Source organism: Streptomyces sp. NPDC079141, assembly GCF_040686775.1.
Taxonomy (GTDB): domain Bacteria; phylum Actinomycetota; class Actinomycetes; order Streptomycetales; family Streptomycetaceae; genus Streptomyces.
Map to the genome: position 1 here is coordinate 164,061 of NZ_JBFBLP010000015.1, position 16,887 is coordinate 180,947.

Annotated in this window: 15 protein-coding genes; 9 read left to right on the forward strand and 6 right to left on the reverse strand. The window is 67.5% G+C overall.

Features of this window, described 5'->3' with window-relative positions; genetic code table 11:
* Positions 1–27: 27 nt before the first annotated feature.
* Positions 28–1,362, reverse strand: coding sequence for an SGNH/GDSL hydrolase family protein (locus tag AB0Q90_RS32245; RefSeq protein WP_363163681.1), 1,335 nt, complete (start codon positions 1,360–1,362; stop codon positions 28–30).
* 256 nt (positions 1,363–1,618) lie between these two features.
* Between AB0Q90_RS32245 and AB0Q90_RS32250 the strand changes: the two genes are divergently transcribed.
* Together AB0Q90_RS32250 and AB0Q90_RS32255 are read left to right on the forward strand one after the other, a co-directional pair.
* Positions 1,619–2,950, forward strand: a complete 1,332-nt coding sequence (locus AB0Q90_RS32250; RefSeq protein ID WP_363163680.1) for a DUF445 domain-containing protein — start codon at positions 1,619–1,621, stop codon at positions 2,948–2,950.
* Between the two features lie 97 nt (positions 2,951–3,047).
* Entirely contained in the window at positions 3,048–3,518 is a 471-nt protein-coding gene (locus AB0Q90_RS32255) for a carboxymuconolactone decarboxylase family protein (protein WP_363163679.1), read from the forward strand.
* A 96-nt stretch (positions 3,519–3,614) separates the two neighbouring features.
* On the opposite strand, the gene AB0Q90_RS32260 is transcribed toward AB0Q90_RS32255, so the two are convergent.
* Positions 3,615–5,006: an alginate lyase family protein gene (locus AB0Q90_RS32260; protein WP_363163765.1), complete on the reverse strand. Its 1,392-nt coding sequence runs from the start codon at positions 5,004–5,006 to the stop codon at positions 3,615–3,617.
* Between the two features lie 297 nt (positions 5,007–5,303).
* Positions 5,304–5,606, reverse strand: a complete 303-nt coding sequence (locus AB0Q90_RS32265; RefSeq protein ID WP_363163678.1) for a hypothetical protein — start codon at positions 5,604–5,606, stop codon at positions 5,304–5,306.
* Between the two features lie 167 nt (positions 5,607–5,773).
* On the opposite strand from AB0Q90_RS32265, the gene AB0Q90_RS32270 reads away from it, so the two are divergent.
* The 4 genes from AB0Q90_RS32270 to AB0Q90_RS32285 all read left to right on the forward strand — a co-directional run bounded on the left by AB0Q90_RS32270 (position 5,774) and on the right by AB0Q90_RS32285 (position 9,863).
* On the forward strand, positions 5,774–6,592 hold the full coding sequence (locus tag AB0Q90_RS32270) for an alpha/beta hydrolase (protein ID WP_363163677.1): 819 nt from the start codon (positions 5,774–5,776) through the stop codon (positions 6,590–6,592).
* A 73-nt stretch (positions 6,593–6,665) separates the two neighbouring features.
* On the forward strand, positions 6,666–8,333 hold the full coding sequence (locus AB0Q90_RS32275; protein WP_363163676.1) for a glycosyltransferase family A protein: 1,668 nt from the start codon (positions 6,666–6,668) through the stop codon (positions 8,331–8,333).
* Between the two features lie 103 nt (positions 8,334–8,436).
* Positions 8,437–8,934 carry a peptidylprolyl isomerase gene (locus tag AB0Q90_RS32280; protein WP_363163675.1) on the forward strand — a complete coding sequence of 166 codons (498 nt, stop codon included), beginning with the start codon at positions 8,437–8,439 and terminating at the stop codon, positions 8,932–8,934.
* A gap of 212 nt (positions 8,935–9,146) precedes the next feature.
* Complete coding sequence (locus tag AB0Q90_RS32285) at positions 9,147–9,863, forward strand: hypothetical protein (RefSeq protein WP_363163674.1); 717 nt, start codon at positions 9,147–9,149, stop codon at positions 9,861–9,863.
* Here the strand turns inward: AB0Q90_RS32285 and AB0Q90_RS32290 are convergent.
* Both AB0Q90_RS32290 and AB0Q90_RS32295 read right to left on the reverse strand, forming a co-directional pair.
* Positions 9,846–10,058 carry a DUF397 domain-containing protein gene (locus AB0Q90_RS32290; protein WP_363163673.1) on the reverse strand — a complete coding sequence of 71 codons (213 nt, stop codon included), beginning with the start codon at positions 10,056–10,058 and terminating at the stop codon, positions 9,846–9,848. The two genes, AB0Q90_RS32285 and AB0Q90_RS32290, sit on opposite strands and share 18 nt — an antisense overlap.
* Positions 10,058–10,903: a helix-turn-helix transcriptional regulator gene (locus AB0Q90_RS32295; protein WP_363163672.1), complete on the reverse strand. Its 846-nt coding sequence runs from the start codon at positions 10,901–10,903 to the stop codon at positions 10,058–10,060. Before AB0Q90_RS32295 ends, AB0Q90_RS32290 begins: the two co-directional genes overlap by 1 nt.
* Positions 10,904–11,117: 214 nt before the next feature.
* Here AB0Q90_RS32295 and AB0Q90_RS32300 point away from each other — a divergent pair, with 214 nt between their 5' ends.
* Positions 11,118–11,762: an ATP-binding protein gene (locus tag AB0Q90_RS32300; protein WP_363163671.1), complete on the forward strand. Its 645-nt coding sequence runs from the start codon at positions 11,118–11,120 to the stop codon at positions 11,760–11,762.
* A 5-nt stretch (positions 11,763–11,767) separates the two neighbouring features.
* Here AB0Q90_RS32300 and AB0Q90_RS32305 read toward each other — a convergent pair whose 3' ends face one another.
* A complete protein-coding gene (locus AB0Q90_RS32305) occupies positions 11,768–14,839 on the reverse strand; it encodes a DUF3427 domain-containing protein (protein ID WP_363163764.1) in 3,072 nt (1,023 codons plus the stop codon).
* Positions 14,840–15,081: 242 nt separating this feature from the next.
* Here AB0Q90_RS32305 and AB0Q90_RS32310 point away from each other — a divergent pair, with 242 nt between their 5' ends.
* Both AB0Q90_RS32310 and AB0Q90_RS32315 read left to right on the forward strand, forming a co-directional pair.
* Positions 15,082–16,059 (forward strand): YDG/SRA domain-containing protein, encoded by a 978-nt coding sequence (locus AB0Q90_RS32310; RefSeq protein WP_363163670.1) that lies wholly within the window; start codon positions 15,082–15,084, stop codon positions 16,057–16,059.
* A gap of 296 nt (positions 16,060–16,355) precedes the next feature.
* Entirely contained in the window at positions 16,356–16,805 is a 450-nt protein-coding gene (locus tag AB0Q90_RS32315; protein WP_363163669.1) for a hypothetical protein, read from the forward strand.
* The last annotated feature ends 82 nt before the right edge of the window (positions 16,806–16,887 follow it).

Sequence of the window (16,887 nt, forward strand, 5' to 3'; positions counted from 1 at the left end):
TAGGGGCGGCGGGGGCGAGGAAAAGCCCTACAGCTTCGCCGGTGCCGAGCCCCTCAGGTCCTTCAGGTCGAACGCCTCCGCCATCTCCTCGTAGCCCCGGTCGCTCGGGTGCAGGTGGTCGCCCGAGTCGTAGTCGGGGCGGAGCTTGCGGGGGTTGTACGGATCGCGCAGCGCCTCGTCGAAGTCGACGACCGCGTCGAAGACGTGCCCCGCCCGGATCTCCGAGTTGATCTCCTGCCGCACACCCTCCCGCGCGTCGGTGTAGCCGCGGTGCCCCTGGAACGGCATCAGCGTCGCGCCGACGACCTTCAGCCCACGAGCATGCGCCTGGCGGACCATCGTCCGCAGCCCGTCGAGAATCGCGCCGGGATCGGCGAGCTGCCGGCTGCGCAGGATGTCGTTGACGCCGAGGGCGATCACGACGACCTTGACGTTCGTCCGGTTCAGCACGTCACGCCCGAAGCGGCCGAGCCCGCTCTGGTTGTCCGCGGGCCGGCCCAGCCCGCCGACGAGGATCTGGTTCCCGCTGATGCCCTGGTTGACGACGCTGTAGCGGGGCAGGTCCGCGCCGGACTCGATCGCCGTACGCAGCCGCTTCGACAGCACGTCCGTCCAGCGCCGGTTGGCGTTCTCCGTGGAGCTGATGCCGTCGGTGAGCGAGTCGCCGAGGACGACGACGGTGCCGTCGGACTCGTTGCTCAGCACGTCCAGCGCGGTCAGGTACCGCCAGTACGCGGTCTCCTCGGTGTACGCGGCCGCGGTCGCGTCCTCGGCGCGGTCGCCCCGGGCGACGTAGGAGATCTGGCGGGCGTGCGGGTGGTAGGTGACCGGTCCGGAGGCGTTGGGGGAGTACGTGGTGACGAGGACGTCGGCGTCCGCCGGGACCGTGACCCGGACGGCGTCGCTCATCACCTGCCCGCCGGGCGGCACGACGACCGAGGGGTTGCCGCCGAAGGTGAGCCGCCGCATGGTCCCGGTGAGCGCGGCGGCGGTCTCGCTGCCCGCGGCGACCGCGAGCGAGGCGTGCGTGACGGTCAGCGGGGACGTGCCGTAGAGGTTGGACAGGGTGATGCGGGCGCTCGTACCGCCGACACTGGTGTGGACGACGTTGCGCACCGAGCGGCCCGCCATGCCCTCCGTCTCGGTGCCGGGCTCGGCCCCGGCCGGCGACGCGGACCAGGCGCCCACCCAGGTGCCGGTGGAGACCGGCGCGGCGGAGTTGTGCGGGGCCTTGCCCTTGGCCAGGTTGGTCTTGCTGCCGGTGCCGTCGTCGGCGGCGACCCCGATGTAGATGGCGGCGGAAAGAGCCATGATCAGCGCGACGATCATGGAAAGCAGGGCATAACCGTGTCGCCTGGTCATGCGGTGCAGTCTCCTCGGGCGATGGGAGCCCGAGGCTCCGATGTGATCACCTCATGATGCGTCATGAGGGAAGGAGGACTTGAACAGACCCCCCGTTGGGCCGTGGAGTTCCCCAGTGTGCTCCCCCGTCCGGTCAGACGCCGGGAACTCTCATTTCGTTCCAGGAGTCGGTCAGGAAGGGACAATGAGGTACGAGGGTCGCGAACGGGTGGAGTGAATGAACCGATCAAAAACGGACGAAGCGGAGTCTTCGAGCATGGAGGAGCATTCCCGGCGGGACGCATCGGCCAACCCTGCCGGCGTCCCGGCATCGGCCGTCCGTGCGATGACGACCTTCAGCGCCGCCGACGAGGAGAAGCAGCGCGGCGTACGCCGGATGAAGCTCACCGCGACCGGCCTGCTGCTCTTCGTGGCACTGATCTACGTCCTCGCCAAATGGGCGTCCAACGAGGGCGCCGGCGCCTGGGCGGGCTATGTCGCCGCGGCCGCCGAGGCCGGCATGGTCGGCGCGCTGGCCGACTGGTTCGCCGTCACCGCCCTCTTCCGCCACCCCCTCGGCATCCCCATCCCGCACACCGCGATCATCCCCACCAAGAAGGACCAGCTGGGCGTCTCCCTGGGTGAGTTCGTCGGCGAGAACTTCCTCTCCGAGGACGTCGTACGGCAGCGGCTGCACGCCGTCGGCATCGGCAGCCGGCTCGGCGCCTGGCTGGCCGAACCCCAGCACGCCGACCGGGTGACGGCGGAGCTCTCCGCGGCCCTGCGCGGCGCGCTGACCGTCCTGCGGGACTCCGACGTGCAGGCGGTCGTCGGCGAGGCGATCACCCGGCGGGCCGACGCCCAGGAGATCGGGCCCGGCATCGGCAAGATGCTGGAGAAGGTGGTGGCCGACGGCGGCCACAGGCGCGTGGTCGACCTGGTCGTCACCCGGGCGCACGACTGGCTCGTCCTGCACGACGAGCAGGTCATGGACGCCGTACAGGGCGGGGCGCCCGGCTGGACCCCGCGGTTCGTCGACAAGCGGGTCGGCGAGCGCGTCTACCGTGAGCTGCTGCGCTTCGTCACCGAGATGCGCGACATGCCCTCCCATCCGGCCCGCGGCGCCCTCGACCGCTTCCTCACCGACTTCGCCTCCGACCTCCAGTCCGACACCGACACACGCGCGCGCGTGGAGCGGCTCAAGGGCGAGGTCCTCGGCCGCGGCGAGGTCCAGGACCTGATCGCCTCCGCCTGGACCGCCGTACGCTCCATGATCGTCTCGGCGGCGGAGGACGAGCGCAGCGAGCTGCGGCTGCGGGTGCGCGCCTCGCTGCTGTCGCTGGGCGCCCGGATGGCCGTGGACCCGAAGATCCAGAGCAAGGTCGACACCTGGGTGGAGGGCGCGGCGGTGTACGTCGTCACCACGTACCGCAAGGAGATCACCTCCCTGATCACGGACACCGTGGCGAGCTGGGACGCCGAGCACACGACCCGCAAGATCGAGGCGCACATCGGCCGTGACCTGCAGTTCATCCGGATCAACGGCACGGTGGTCGGCTCCCTCGCGGGGCTGCTGATCTACACGGTGTCGCGGGCGCTGGGGGCGTAGCCGGGGGTGAGACGCAGGTCACTCCCGCGTCTGTCACATCGCGTCGAGCCGCTCCGTCAGTTGTGTGTAACCACCTACGACGGCAGAGGAGCCCACGATGGAAGCCCGCCTGAACCTGTTCGGCAACGACTTCGCGATGAAGGCCCTGAAGCACTTCAACTCCGCGGGCAAGGCGGTCACGGACTCGACCGTTCCGGCCGCCACCCAGGAGCTGGTGAAGATCCGCGCCAGCCAGATCAACGGCTGCGGCTTCTGCACCGACATGCACACCAAGGACGCCGCCGCGGCCGGTGAGACCGTACAGCGCCTGCACCTGGTCGCCGCCTGGCGCGAGGCCAAGGTCTTCACCGAGGCCGAGCGCGCCGCCCTTGAGCTGACCGAGCAGGGCACCCGGATCGCGGACTCGGCCGGTGTCAGCGACGAGGTTTGGGAGAACGCCGCCAAGCACTACGACGAGGACCAGCTCGTCGCGCTGGTGGGGCTGATCGCCCTCATCAACGCCTACAACCGGCTGAACGTCCTCGTCCGGCAGCCGGCCGGCGACTACGAGCCGGGCATGTTCGGCTGAGCGACGGCGCAAGACGGCGCCGGGACGGCGCTGGACGGGGCACGGAGGCACGGCCCGGGGCGATCGGCCCCGGGCCGTCCTGGCGTTCTCCGCGGCTCAGTTCGTGGCCTTGCCGCGCCGCCGCAGCAGGAGCAGACCTCCGGCCAGCGCGCCGATCCCCGCGGCGGCCGTCCATCCGACGAGGTCGTCGGAGCCGGTGGCGGCGAGGTCGTCGCCGGTGGGCTTGGGCGTGGTCTGCGGCCGGGGATCCGACGGGGTGGCGGACGCCGACGGAGCCGTACCGCCCTCCGCTGCCGCCCTGTCCCGCGTGAACGCGATGGTGCCGAAGCCGAGTTGGTCGTAGCCGCCGCTGTTGGGCCCGTAGTCCCCGCCGCCGCCCTCGGGCGCCGACTTGGCGGCGATCCGGGTGACGTAGGAGGCGGACAGGCCGCGCCGCTTGGTGTAGTGGTTGGCGATCATGGCCCAGATGGGGCGGGTCATGGCCGGGTCCACGGCGGCGGCCTCGGTGACGGTCTCGGAACCCGACCAGCCGTTCACCGCGCCCTTCGCGCGGGTGTTCGCGGTGAACGGCACCTCGCCGCCCAGGCTCCACTTGGCCACGTACTGGGCGCCCTTGAGGAAACGGCTGTCGTCGTGGCCGTAGAGGTCGATGCCCTGGTTCCACGCCATCTCGCAGACCGTGCCCATCAGGCCGACGCCGAGCAGCGCGTGCCCCTGGTCGCGGCCGGCCTCCAGCCATTCGCCGAGTCCGTCGTCGTACACGACGGGGATGGCGTTCTTTACGGAACCGAGGCCCTCGCCGTGCTTGAAGTAGTCGACGGCGCGGGCGACTTGGGCCCTGTCGTCGCAGAAGATGCCGGTGGCCAGGACGCAGGCCATGGCCGTCAGGTCCCAGTTGGTCCAGTAGTTGGTGATGACGGCGCCGTTGTGGTCGGTCAGGAAGTTGTCGCTGAGCGGCGCGAAGACGGTCGTCAGCATCTCCTGGAAGCGGCCGAGCTCGAAGTCGGGGTGGTCGCGGACGAGTTCGGCGGCGTTGGCGAACTGGTAGCCGTACAGACCGGCGGCCAGGAAGCGGTCGGCGCTGCCGTCGAGCCGGGTCATCGTTGCGGACCAGGCGTTCAGGATCGCGACGGCGGTGTCGAGGTGTGCGCCGTCGCCGCTGATGTGGCCGCGCAGGGCGTTCTGGTACGCGGCGTGGATGTCGTTGTAGAGGATCGAGTAGTTCTGCGGGCTGCCCGCGCCGCGGTAGACGGCGGCCTGCGGATTCGCCGTCCAGCCGCTCTGCGCATGCCGGTTGGCGCTCAGCTTGGCGAACCCGGCGGTGTAGGGCGCCGCTTCGGCCTTCACCTTCGCCGTCATACGGTCCAGATCGGCGCGGGTGTGCAGGAGACCGGGGTGGGCGTAGGCGCCGGCGGCCGCGGCGGGCGCCGGCGTGAGCGCCGTACCGATACCGACGGCTCCCGCTGCCACGCCCGTGGCCTTGAGCATGCTGCGACGGCTGATGTGTCGTGTCACGTGCGCGTACCTCAACGTCTGGGGTGGGGGACGGAGAGGAGACGTACGGGCCGGCGCGGCGATAACAGAAAGTCGCCCCCGGCCTTGGCGTGGGTTGGAGGCCGGGGGCGACTGGCTGGGGGGGGAGGGGTGGTGGCTCACGCCTGGCGTGCGGGTGCGAGGGCAGGCGCGGGGTGGCTCACGCCTGCCGTGCGTGTGCCGTTGCGGGGTGGCTCAGGCGTCACCGTCCGGCTCAGGCGCCACCGTCCGGCTCAGGCGTCACCGTCCGGCTCAGGCCTTGCGGTCCGCCACCGCCCACGAAGCCAGGGCAACGGCCCCGGCCACGCCGACCACGGCGGGCCAGGCGCCCACCTTCTTGGCCAGCGGGTGGGAACCGGCGAAGGCGGCGACATACGCCGCCGTCAGCGCGCCCGCGGCCCGCCCGCCGGCCCGCTCCCGCCACTGCTGCGCCGCGGCCGCTCCGGCGGCGGCCAGCACGGCACCGCCGAGCTGCCGCTTCTTGGTGAGCCTGGCCACGCCGTACCCACCGACGAGCCCGCCCGCTGCGACCACCGCGCTGGGAACCTTCGCCATGTTCGACTCCTCCTGCCTGCGTGACTGATGTGAACGAGGCTAATCGTCGCGCTCGACGATCACTCGAACACCCCTGCAGCCCGCCGCGGAGGCACCCTCGGCAAGAATCCTGACGTCCCCGGCCCCACCGACCCCTCCGGTCCCGACTCCCAGGAACAGAGCACCCGTTGACACCGGCATCGCAGCACCTCACCACCCCCGACGGCACCCGTATCGCCTACCGCGACCACGGCCCGGCAGCACCGCCCGCCCGCCCGTTCCTGCTCCTGCACGGCCTCGCCGGACACCAGGGCGAGTGGGACGACCTGACGGCCCGCCTGCTCGCCGACGGCCGCCGCGTGGTGACGTACGACGCCCGCGGCCACGGCGCCAGCACGCGCCGCCCGCCGACGGTGACCCGCGAGGCCTGCGTCGAGGACGCCGTAGCCCTGATCGAGCACCTGGCCCTGTCCCCCGTAACCCTCGTGGGCCAGTCGCTCGGCGGCCACACGGCGCTGCTGCTGTCCGCCGTCCGCCCGGATCTGGTCCGCGCCCTGGTCCTCGTGGAGGCGGGCCCGGAGCGCGCCGCCACGGACCTCCCGGCCCAGATCGGCGCCTGGCTGGACAGCTGGCCGAAGCCGTTCGAGTCTTTCGACGCTGCACGGGACTTCCTGGGCCACGAGGCATGGGCGAGGGGCCTGGAGGAACGTGAGGACGGCTGGTGGCCGCGGGTCGACCGAGACGTGATGGTGGCGACGATCAGCCCCCTGACGACCCGCGACCGCTGGCCCGAATGGCGGCGCACGACGGCCCCGGCCCTGGTCGTCCGGGGTGAGAACGGCTGGCAGCCGGAGCAGGAGTTCCACGCGATGGCCGCCGCCCGCCCCGGCACCGAACTGCGCACGATCCCGGCGGCGGCCCACGACGTACACCTGGACCAGCCGGAACTCCTGCACACGGAGATCAAGAAGTTCACGGACGGCGGGACACACCCGGAGGCGACCTGAGCGGCACCCCAAAACCTGACATAGCGTGGCACCTACGGACCGATGAACCCAAGGTGAACCACTGGGGGCAGTCATGCTCAAGGTCAGCGTCGTCGTCCCCGTCTACAACGCGGGCCCCTACCTGGACCGCTGCGCCCCCTCCCTCCTCACCCAGACCATCGGCCGGGACGCGTACGAGATCGTCTACGTCGACGACGGCTCGACCGACGACAGCCCCGACCGCCTGGCCCGGCTCGCGGCCAGCCATCCCCACGTCCGCGTCCTCCGCCAGGAGAACTCCGGCTGGCCCGGCAGACCCCGCAACGTAGGCGTCCGCGCGGCACGCGGCGACTACGTCCAGTTCGTGGACCAGGACGACGAACTCACCAGCGACGCCCTGGAGAACCTCCACCGCCTCGCGGAACGCAACGACTCCGACATCGTCCTGGGCCGGATCGTCGGCACGATGCAGGGCCCCAGCCACGTCTTCAAACGCACGGTGGACCGCTGCACCGCCGCCGACGCGCCGCTCTTCGAGAGCCTCACCCCGCACAAGATGTTCCGCCGGTCCTTCCTCCTCGACCACGGCATCGAGTTCCCCGAGGGCCGGGTACGCCTGGAGGACCAGATCTTCATGGCCCGGGCGTACGTACGAGCGAAGACGGTCTCGATCCTCTCCAAGCCCTGCTACATCTGGAACCGCCGCGAGGACGGCGGCAACACGAGCTCCTCGGCGACGACCCCGGAGACGTACTACGGCCATCTGCGCACGGTCGTCGAAGCGGTGAAGGAGGGCACGGAACCAGGCCCCCTCCAGGACCACCTCCTGCGCCGCTCCTACCGGGTCGAGGTCCTCCGCCCGGTGACCGAGCCGCGCGTCCTGCGCCGCAAGGGCCAGTCCCTGGACCGCTACTTCACCGTCGTCCGCCGCACCGCCCTCGACTGCTTCCCACCGGGCGTACGGGAGGGCCTGCCCGCGATCACCCGCCTGCGGGCGACCCTGCTGGAGGAAGGCCGGCTGGAGTCGTTGGTCGAGCTGGCCAGGAGGGTGGAGGCGGTGCGACCGCGCCTGACGGTGGACGACATCCACTGGAGCTCGGGCAAGCTCCACGTCACGGTTACGGCGGAGATGCTCCGCCCGGACGGCGAGCCGCTCGTCCTGCACGAACGCCAAGGCCGCCTCTTCCTGGACCCCGACCTCCTCAACGGCATCAAGGGCGCCGAGGACTGGGAGGTCCCGGACCCCCTGGCCTACGCCCGCGGCGAACTGCTGACCCACGACACGGGCCGGGACGCGTGGTGGTTCCCGGACGGGGACCTGACGGCACGGACGGAACGGGCGGGCGCCGCGGGCCGTATGCGAGTAGTCGTCTCGGGAACGACGGTCATCGACCCGTTGACCCTGGCGGCGGGCGAGGCCATGCCTCCCGGCACCCACCTGATCTGGGCCAATGCGCAGATGCTGGGGGTGGGGCGGCGGGCGCGCGTGATCGTGGACGGCGACGGTCTCGCGACGCTGAAGACGGTGCAGGCGGGCACGCCACCCCGCCTGATCATCCCGACCCGGACACCCCGCGAGTCCCAGCTCAGCCTGGCGGTCGGCCCCCTGGGCAGCACAGCGCCCCACCACCGCCTCATCCTCCATGCAACGACCTCCCCCGACCTGCGCCGCAGAGCCCGGGTCCTGCTTCACCACCTCCCACTGGCGGTGCGCCGCAGGGCGAGGAGGCTGGCGCGGAGGGCGGATCCGTGGAGCCGTTGAGACCGGGCCGGGCGACGGCTCGGGCATGGCTCCGGACCCCGATCGGACCTGACCGGGCAGCCCGTGGACGCGGCGGCCGACCCGAGGGTGCAGGATGGGGGGTATGACAACCAAGGTCTACTTCGACATCACCATCAACGACGAGCCCGCCGGGCGTATCACCTTCAACCTCTTCGACGACGTCGTCCCGAAGACGGCCGAGAACTTCCGCGCGCTCGCCACGGGCGAGAAGGGCTTCGGCTACGCCGGCTCTTCCTTCCACCGCGTCATCCCGGAGTTCATGCTCCAGGGCGGCGACTTCACCCGCGGCAACGGCACCGGCGGCAAGAGCATCTACGGCGAGAAGTTCGCCGACGAGAACTTCAAGCTCAAGCACGACCGTCCGGGCCTGCTCTCGATGGCCAACGCGGGCCCGAACAGCAACGGCTCGCAGTTCTTCATCACCACGGTCGTGACCGGCTGGCTCGACGGCAAGCACGTCGTCTTCGGCGAGGTCGCCGACGACGCGAGCATGGAACTCGTCAAGAAGATCGAGTCCCTCGGCTCCGGCAGCGGCGCCACCAAGGCGAAGATCACCATCGCGGAGTCGGGCCAGCTCTGACGGACGTGCCGGCCGGGGCGTGACGCGTGCCGCCCCGGCCAGGGCACTGCGCCCTACGCTCCCGCTTACAGCTGCGCTGCCGCTGATTGCCCGCACCCGGCATGAAAGCACCGTACTTGCCTGCCAGAACCCCTCATGGAGTGGCAGTTCGCGGCAGGCGAGGATAGGCCGACAGGCCGGGACACCCAGCCTCGGAGGCGCGGGAGTGGGCGATGACCGGGGTGACTCGGGCCTGGGGGCTGCTGATGATCGCGGTGTCCGTGGCCCTGGCAACGGGCTGCGCCCTCACCTTCACTGACTGGCTGCCCGCCAACGTCGCGCGGTACGAGGACTACCGCGCGGCCGAGCCCTGCGCGGCCGGCTCGACCCCGGGAACGTGGTGGGAGGACTGCCTGCGGGAGATCGAGCTCAACATCGTGGACACGGTGGTCGAGACGAGGGCCAAGAGCAGCGAGTACCGGGCGACCTTGAACGGCGAACAGGTCCGGGTCGAACTGGACTTCGGCGATCCCGGACCACTCCTGGACACACTCCAGCCGGGCGACAAGGTCACCGCCACCGTCTGGCGCGGCGACATCGTCGCCCTCACCAAGGACGGCGTCCGCCAGAAAACCTCCGACGAGCCGCGCAACGAGCCCCAGATGATCGCCGCCGGAGGCGCTTGCCTCGGCGTACTCGCCCTGCTCGGCCTCACCTTCGGCGCGGCACGCCTGGTCGCGCCCCGCAACCCCGGCCCCTTCACCTGGAGCCGCTCCGGCAAGATCCTGTTCTTCACCAGCCTGGCAGCCACCTTCGGCGTGGGACTGCCCGCGGTGTGGCTCGGGCTTCCGTGGCAGCTCGTGACGCCGACGATCGTGGCGGTCCTGCTCGGCGCGGGCTACTTCTTCCTGGTCGTCCAGAGATCTGCCAAGTCAGGCGCGATGCGTTGAGCGCAGGCCACCGTCGCTCAACGCGCCCACAAATCGCAGCCAAGTCTCCGTCGCGACCGAAACGAGTGGCCCATCCGTGCGCTTGGAGTCACGTATCAGAGCCCCGCCAGTGACGTAGGCGCACTCCACGCACTCAGTCCCGCTGCCGCCGCTGTAGGACGACTTGAACCACTGGTGCGTAGAGGGCGCCTGCATCAGGTCTCCTTGCTTATGCGGTGGATGATCTCCGCGGAGGAATCGAGATCGAGTGCCTGTGCGCTGAGGTACTCGAACGCCAACCTATAGCGGCCGAGTTCTTGGGGCTTCTCCATGAAGAGGCCGCCGCCGAGTAGATCCACGTACACCACGTCCAGTTCCGGAGTCGGGCCGCGGAGAACGGCGAAGCTGCCAACCGCAGCGGCATGGGCGCCTGTTGAGAACGGCAGCACCTGGACGGTGACATGTGGTCGCTGCGAGACGGTGAGTAGATGCTTCAGTTGGTCATGCATGACGGCATTGCCGCCCACCCGGCGTCGTAGTGCTGCTTCGTCGATGACGCACCAGAGGTGGGGTGGCTCATCTCGGTCGAGGAGCTCCTGGCGCTTCATGCGGATGTCGACCATGTGCTGCACTTCCCGCTCCGGGCACTGCACTTCCGACGCTCGATGAACAGCCTCTGCATAGGCCCGCGTTTGGAGAAGGCCGGGGATGTACATGCAGGCGTAGTGGTCCTCGCGGACCACCTCGTCCTCCAGGGTGAGCATGAGGTTCATGGACTCAGGGATGGGGTCGGCAAGCGATCGCCACCAGCCCTGGATCTTGGCTCCCTTGGCAAGCTCGACGAGGGCCTGACGCTCTTCGTCTGAGGCGCCGTACTCGCGACAAAGGGCGTCTACGGCTGGCCATTTGACCGCGCCCTCCTTGGTCTCGTAGCGACTGAGCGTCGCCTTTGAGATGCCGACGCGGGCCCCGGCCTCCTCAAGGGTCAGCCCCTTGGACTCGCGGAGGCGGCGCAGGTCGGCGCCGAGTTGGCGCCTTCGTGTGGTCGGTCCGATTGGCATGCTCTTAGCCCCTCATGTCGATCTCTGGGATCGTCGCGGGTGTTCGAATGCATGGGCAAGGTGGCGTGCGCGGGGGGCGCGCGATTCATCAGCGTGCTCCCGCAAGGTGCGAGATGAGAGTTCCATTTTGAGAGTTCCAGTGCAACTCTCGGTGTGTGCAAGGTTGCACACTGCGACTGTCGTGGAGGGTTGATAGATGGACTGCACTGGCTGCATGCCGAGGAAGCCGTGGGAGTTGCCCTTCCTGGCGGAGCCCGAGGAAGTCGCGGTGCTGCGCCGCCTCCTGCGAATCCACCTGGGAATCTGGGGTCTGCACGACCTGATCGACGGGGCCCAACTCTGCGTAAGCGAGCTGGTTGCCAACGTCATCACGCACGTTGGGCGCGGTACACCAGCCACCCTTGCCGTCTCGATGAGGGGCACTCATCTGCGTATCGAAGTCCACGACCCGGACACGCGCGCTACCCCTACGCTCCTCGATGCCGCGTCCGACTCCGAGGACGGTAGGGGCATGGCCTTAATCAACGCAGTCGCAGAGCGGTGGGGCGTCCAACTCCATGCCGATCGGAAGGTCACCTGGTGTGAGCTCACTACGACGCTCATCTCGCCGGACGGACATGTGAGCGGCGATAGCGTGGTTCGCGCGGAGGCTCTACTCGGGCTCTATGGGGCAGCGAAGCTCCCCCGTCATCCAGGCTCAAGCAGACTGAGCGCGTCGATCGCTGAAGAAGCGGTCATCGACGTCATCACGGACGTCCTCCACTGGCTCCGGGCGCATGGGCGCGACGCGGAGGACGTCCTGGACTGTGCGCAGACTCGCTTTGAGGTGCAGGTTGAGCAAGCCGGCGTCCGCGTGTGACATCGCTACCCGGTGGCGATGGCTGAGTACGTGAAGACGTCGGCAGGAAGCTCGTGCTGGAGTCTCCAGGTGATGGCCATCGGCTTGCTGCCACTGTGGTCCTCGTATGTTGCGGGGCCGAGGAGCATCCAAGGCTGCGACTTACCGATGTCGGTGTTCTTGTAGCGGCGCATGAACAGCAGAACGTGGCTGCCTTGTTGCGCGTGGTGCTGATAGCGCAGGCCAGTGGGGGAGTTTTCGGCCGTGGCGTTCTGCGACTCCCAATGGAAGAGCGTGGGACTCAAGGCGAAGTCCTTGTAGCGGACCGTCGGGGAGAAGTCCCTCTCGTTCTTCTCCAAGGTGATGAGTAGGGCATCGGTCTGCATATCCGCGACCCACTGCACACCCTGAGCGAACGACCGAGGCATCTGACCGCCGAAGCGGGCAACGCCCAGCGCAGCCAGGATCTCAGAGCGGTTGTAGGAGCAGTGCACCTTCAGGGGGAGTTGGGCATGAGGGCCCGACAGAGCGATCGGGAAGTGATCGGCCTGCTCAATGACGTGGGTCAGTACTTGGCTTAGTTCGTCCCGGAGCATCCTCTGGGAGCGCAAGGATTCCAGGCCCTGTTGGAAGCTGGTGAAGCCCCCCGCGTCATCCCACAGATTGAAGAAGAGCATGCGGGCGTAGGACTGGTCGGCCGCCGAGAGAGCGTCGTACGAAGGTGCATCGTCGGCGAGGAGGCGGCGATACGTCTCGGCCCTATCGGGGTCGTCTACGTGGAGGAAGGCGTGCACGCGCTTGAGGAGGGCCGCTTCCCCTTCGGGCGCAGGCTCCTCGACCAGGCCAGCACGGCGAAGGATGGTCGTCCAGGAGTTGTTGCTCTTGTACAGCTCCTTGAGCTCCCGGCGACTCTCACGGAGGTAGTCCGTGAGCCGCGGAGTGCGGAAGTCCTTGACCTCCTTCACCAGTGTTTTGACGGTGGCGCCCAGCTGCGTGCGGATGTTGTCGAGGACGAGGTCCTTGGACTTGCCTTCCAAGAGGATCTGGCAGCCCGAGGGGAGCTGAGGGAAGTCTCGTTCGATGTGCTCGATGAGTCGGTTGCGGGAGAGGTTCGTGAGGGCACGGAACTGCTCCTCGAAGCGGAACTCAGCTCGGTGTTGGCCGATGAAGTCGAGGACGGTCAGCACTGGCTTGTCGTCGGTGCGGCGCAGGCCACGTCCGAGCTGCTGAAGGAAAATGGTGGCGCTGTTCGTAGGCCGGAGCAGCAGCAACGTATCGACATCGGGAATGTCGAGACCCTCATTGAATAGATCGACAGAGAAGATCACCTGGAGCCTCCCGTCCCGGAGATCAGCGAGCGCCTGCGCCCGCACCTCGGCAGGTGAGTCACTGTCGAGCGCCACAGCTCGGAAGCCAGCCTTGACGAAGAACTCGGCCATGAAATGCGCATGCTTCTTGGACACACAGAAGCCCAGAGCACGCATCGCCCCCGGCTCGGAGACCTTGTCGCGGATCTGCTTGACGACGATCCGAGCGCGGGCGTGATTGCCGGTGTAGACGTTGTCGAGATCACGGTCCACGTACGCGCCCTGCTGCCAGGTGAGGTTGGTCAGGTCCGTTCCATCAGGGATGCCGAAGTAGTGGAACGGGCAGAGGAGGTCGTTCTCCAGGGCTTCCCACAAGCGCATCTCGGCCGCGATGCGACCGTCGAAGAACTCGTCCTGGACGTTCTTGCCGTCCATCCGCTCTGGAGTAGCGGTGAGGCCCAGAAGCTGCTTCGGCTTGAAGTGGTCGATCACTCGGCGGTACGTGGCTGCCGTGGCGTGATGGAACTCGTCGATGACGATGATGTCGAAGTGGTCCGGGGCGAGCTGCTCCAGCCGCTGCATGTTCAGCGACTGGACGCTCGCGAAGACGTGGTTCCCGTCGCGCGGGTCTTTGCCGCCGTAGAGAAGCTCCCCGAAGGAGGCGTCGTCGAGGACTTCGCGGTACTTACGCAGGGACTGATCGAGGATCTCCTTGCGGTGTGCCACGAATAGTAGGGTCGGGTTCCCGTTGCGCAGTTCCTTCCTCAGGCTCCGGTAGTCCAAGGCAGCCATGACGGTCTTGCCGGTACCCGTCGCGGCTACGAGGAGATTGCGGTCTCGGCCGCGAAGTTCCCGCTCGACATGGAGGCGTTCGAGCATGTCCTGTTGGTGTGGGAAGGGCCGGACCTCAAGTCCTGAGAGGCTGATCTTGAGGTCGGTCGAGGGGCCGGTCCCGCCGGCCTGAGCGAGGGCTCGATCGAGACGCGCGCCGTCCTCATCGGGGTCGTACAGCTCGAATGCGATGTCGTTCCAGTACGCATCGAAGGTGGCCTCGAACTTCTTGAGCACTTCGGGAGTGGTGACCGATGACAGACGTACGTTCCACTCCAGGCCGTCGAGTAGAGCAGCCTTGGAGAGGTTGGAGCTCCCCACGTACGCCGTGTCGAAGCGGCTCTCGCGGCGAAACAGCCAGGCCTTGGCGTGCAGTCGCGTTGAGCGGATCTCGTAGTTGACCTTCACTTGTGCACCGAAGTCGCGCACTAGACGGTCGAGCGCATGGCGATCGGTGGCGCCGATGTAGGTGGTCGTGATGACGCGGATCGGTACGCCGCGTTCCTTGGCAGCGCGGAGCGAGTCTTCGAGTACACGGAGGCCGTACCACTTCACGAAGGCGCAGAGCAGATCAATACGGTCTGCCGTGGCAAGTTCCGCACGCAGCTCGCTACCAAGGCTCGGGTCTTCGGGGGAGTTGGTGATGAGCGCTGTTTCGGACAGCGGGGTAAGTGGGCGCATCGCGTAGACGCCGGGAGCCTCTTGTTCAGCCAGCGCGAGCAGTTGGCGAGGCCCCTCGGCGATGAGCTCAGAGTCATCGGGTGCAGGCGAATCGGACGCCAGTGACTCAATGATCTGGTTGGCCATGGCCACACGTTGATCGGGCGGCAACTGGCGTAGCCGTCGACCTATGGCCCGCCCTAGGTGCCGAGCGAGCACATGCGGAGACGACTCCTCGCTGACGTCAGCGTCGATCGCCTTCCAGCCAGACGCCCCCAGCTGCGCAATCTGTTCCTGCATGCGCTCAGTGATGAGCTCCTCGTACACACCCGCGATCGGCTCAGACAGGTCCCCGGGCTGGCTCACGCTGGCTCCTTCAACGGTCGTACCACGATGGGCCAGTTGTAACAGGTGCCACTGACAAGTGATGGGGAAGTGGCCAGGAACGATCATAGGAAGTTGGAAGGGATCGCCTGACAGTTCAAAGGAGTTGACAGTATCGATCGTCTGCGGTCCAGTTTGATCGCATGAGGAACGAACGCGTGATCGGCTACGTCGAGGGCGTCGGACCCGGGACCTTCTTCGATGGGCGAAGGGAGATGTTCGACGCTAAGCTGCACGGCGACCTGCGACGAGGTATCTCTCGAATCAAAGACCCGGACGGTGCTTGGGTCGCCGACGCCATTGTCCTTTATGGCGGTTACGAGGATGACGCGGACGAGTGGCACACCGTCCTGTACACGGGAGCCTCGCCGGACGTCGATAAGTACAAGGAGCACGGCGTAACGAAGCTCAAGCGCAGCCAGTCTTGGGAGCACCAAGACAATGCTGCCCTGAAGTTGAGCTATGAGCGGGACCATCTCATTCGAGTATTTCGTGGCCGCAAAGGAGACAAGCGATACTCTCCTGTGCAGGGTTATAGATATGACGGCCTGTACGAGATAACCGACATCCGTACGGCAACTTCCAAGTCTCCAGCACCTGACGGTTCAGAAATCAAGATCTGCCAGTTCGATCTGCAGCGAGTTCCTGAGCCTCTTCAAGAGACGACTGACCTGGAGCGTCATACGATAAAGGCGCTAAAGGAGGCGGAAGAGGAGCGCGAGCAGGAGTGGGAGGCTGAGGGCGCCCCCGTCGTACGCTCTTCGTGGGTGCAGCGGCAAGTTCGCGACAGTGCGCTGATCAGGCGTATCAAGGCGATGTACGATCACGAGTGTCAGACCTGCGGCCTGCGTTTGGTGGGGGCGGACGGAAGGCCGTACAGCGAGGGTGCTCACATTAAGCCCCTTGGCAAGCCGCATTACGGTCCCGACGTTGAATCGAATGTCTTGTGCCTCTGCGCAAATTGCCATGTTCTGCTTGACATCGGAGCTATAGCGATAGCGCGTGACTGGTCAATCGTCAAGCGTGCTGGATTGTTTGGTGTCAACCTCAGGTCGAAGCTGAATATAGATCGAACGCATAAGGTGCATGAGGAGTATCTTCAGTACCATCGGAATCAATGGCAGGGTGTCGAATAGTCTGGCCCGGTGGTGATTTTACGGACCGGCGTACCGGTTACATTGCCTGCACTTCTCGATCGCGAGGAGTCGCCAAAGAACGAGCGGACCCGTGGAGCAGGGGCGTCGTTTGCGCTCCGGGCCGGGCCTTCGGGTACGACCAGTGAGGCTCAATCTTGTGAGTCTGGCACCGTCGGATGCGTACCCCACGTGGCTCCCATGGTCCGTAACCGGAAGACCAGCTTCGGCGTTGCCACCGCTGACGGCCGTTGCACACGAGCGAGGGTCGCCCCGGCCAATGAAAGGCAAGAGCCACCGTGACCGAAGAACCCGGTGTCTACCTGTACAGCGAGTGCGACTACCAGGGCAGCGTGTTCCATCTGCCGAGCTCCGACGACAAGGCCTACGCGCTGGAGGCAACCGGCCTGGGCAGGATCGCCTCGATCCGCGTGGTCGACGCCGACCCCAACGGGCAAGTCCAGGCGTTCCTCTACTTCCACCGCCCCGAAACCGGTTCCCTCGAAGGGGCCGAGGGCGAGGACTGGGCGGTCTGCACGGCCGACACCGCAGACCTCGGCGAGGACGGTGAGCGCACGCAGTACGTGGAGGCCAAGGTCGCCGAACGCCGTCCCCGCAACCTCAACGTCGGCGCGACCTCGGGAGGCTTGGAGATGTTGGTGAAGCTCTCGCTCACCATCGAAGTCGTCGACAAGGCAACGTCAGAGACGATCCACATGCTGTCGACGGATCCGACCAAATATCCGTAATCCTGGAGGGATGTGAGCCAATCCCGCACCCGCAAAGGGCCGAGGCCCGTCGACTCAGGTGTGAGTCGACGGGCTTCTTCGA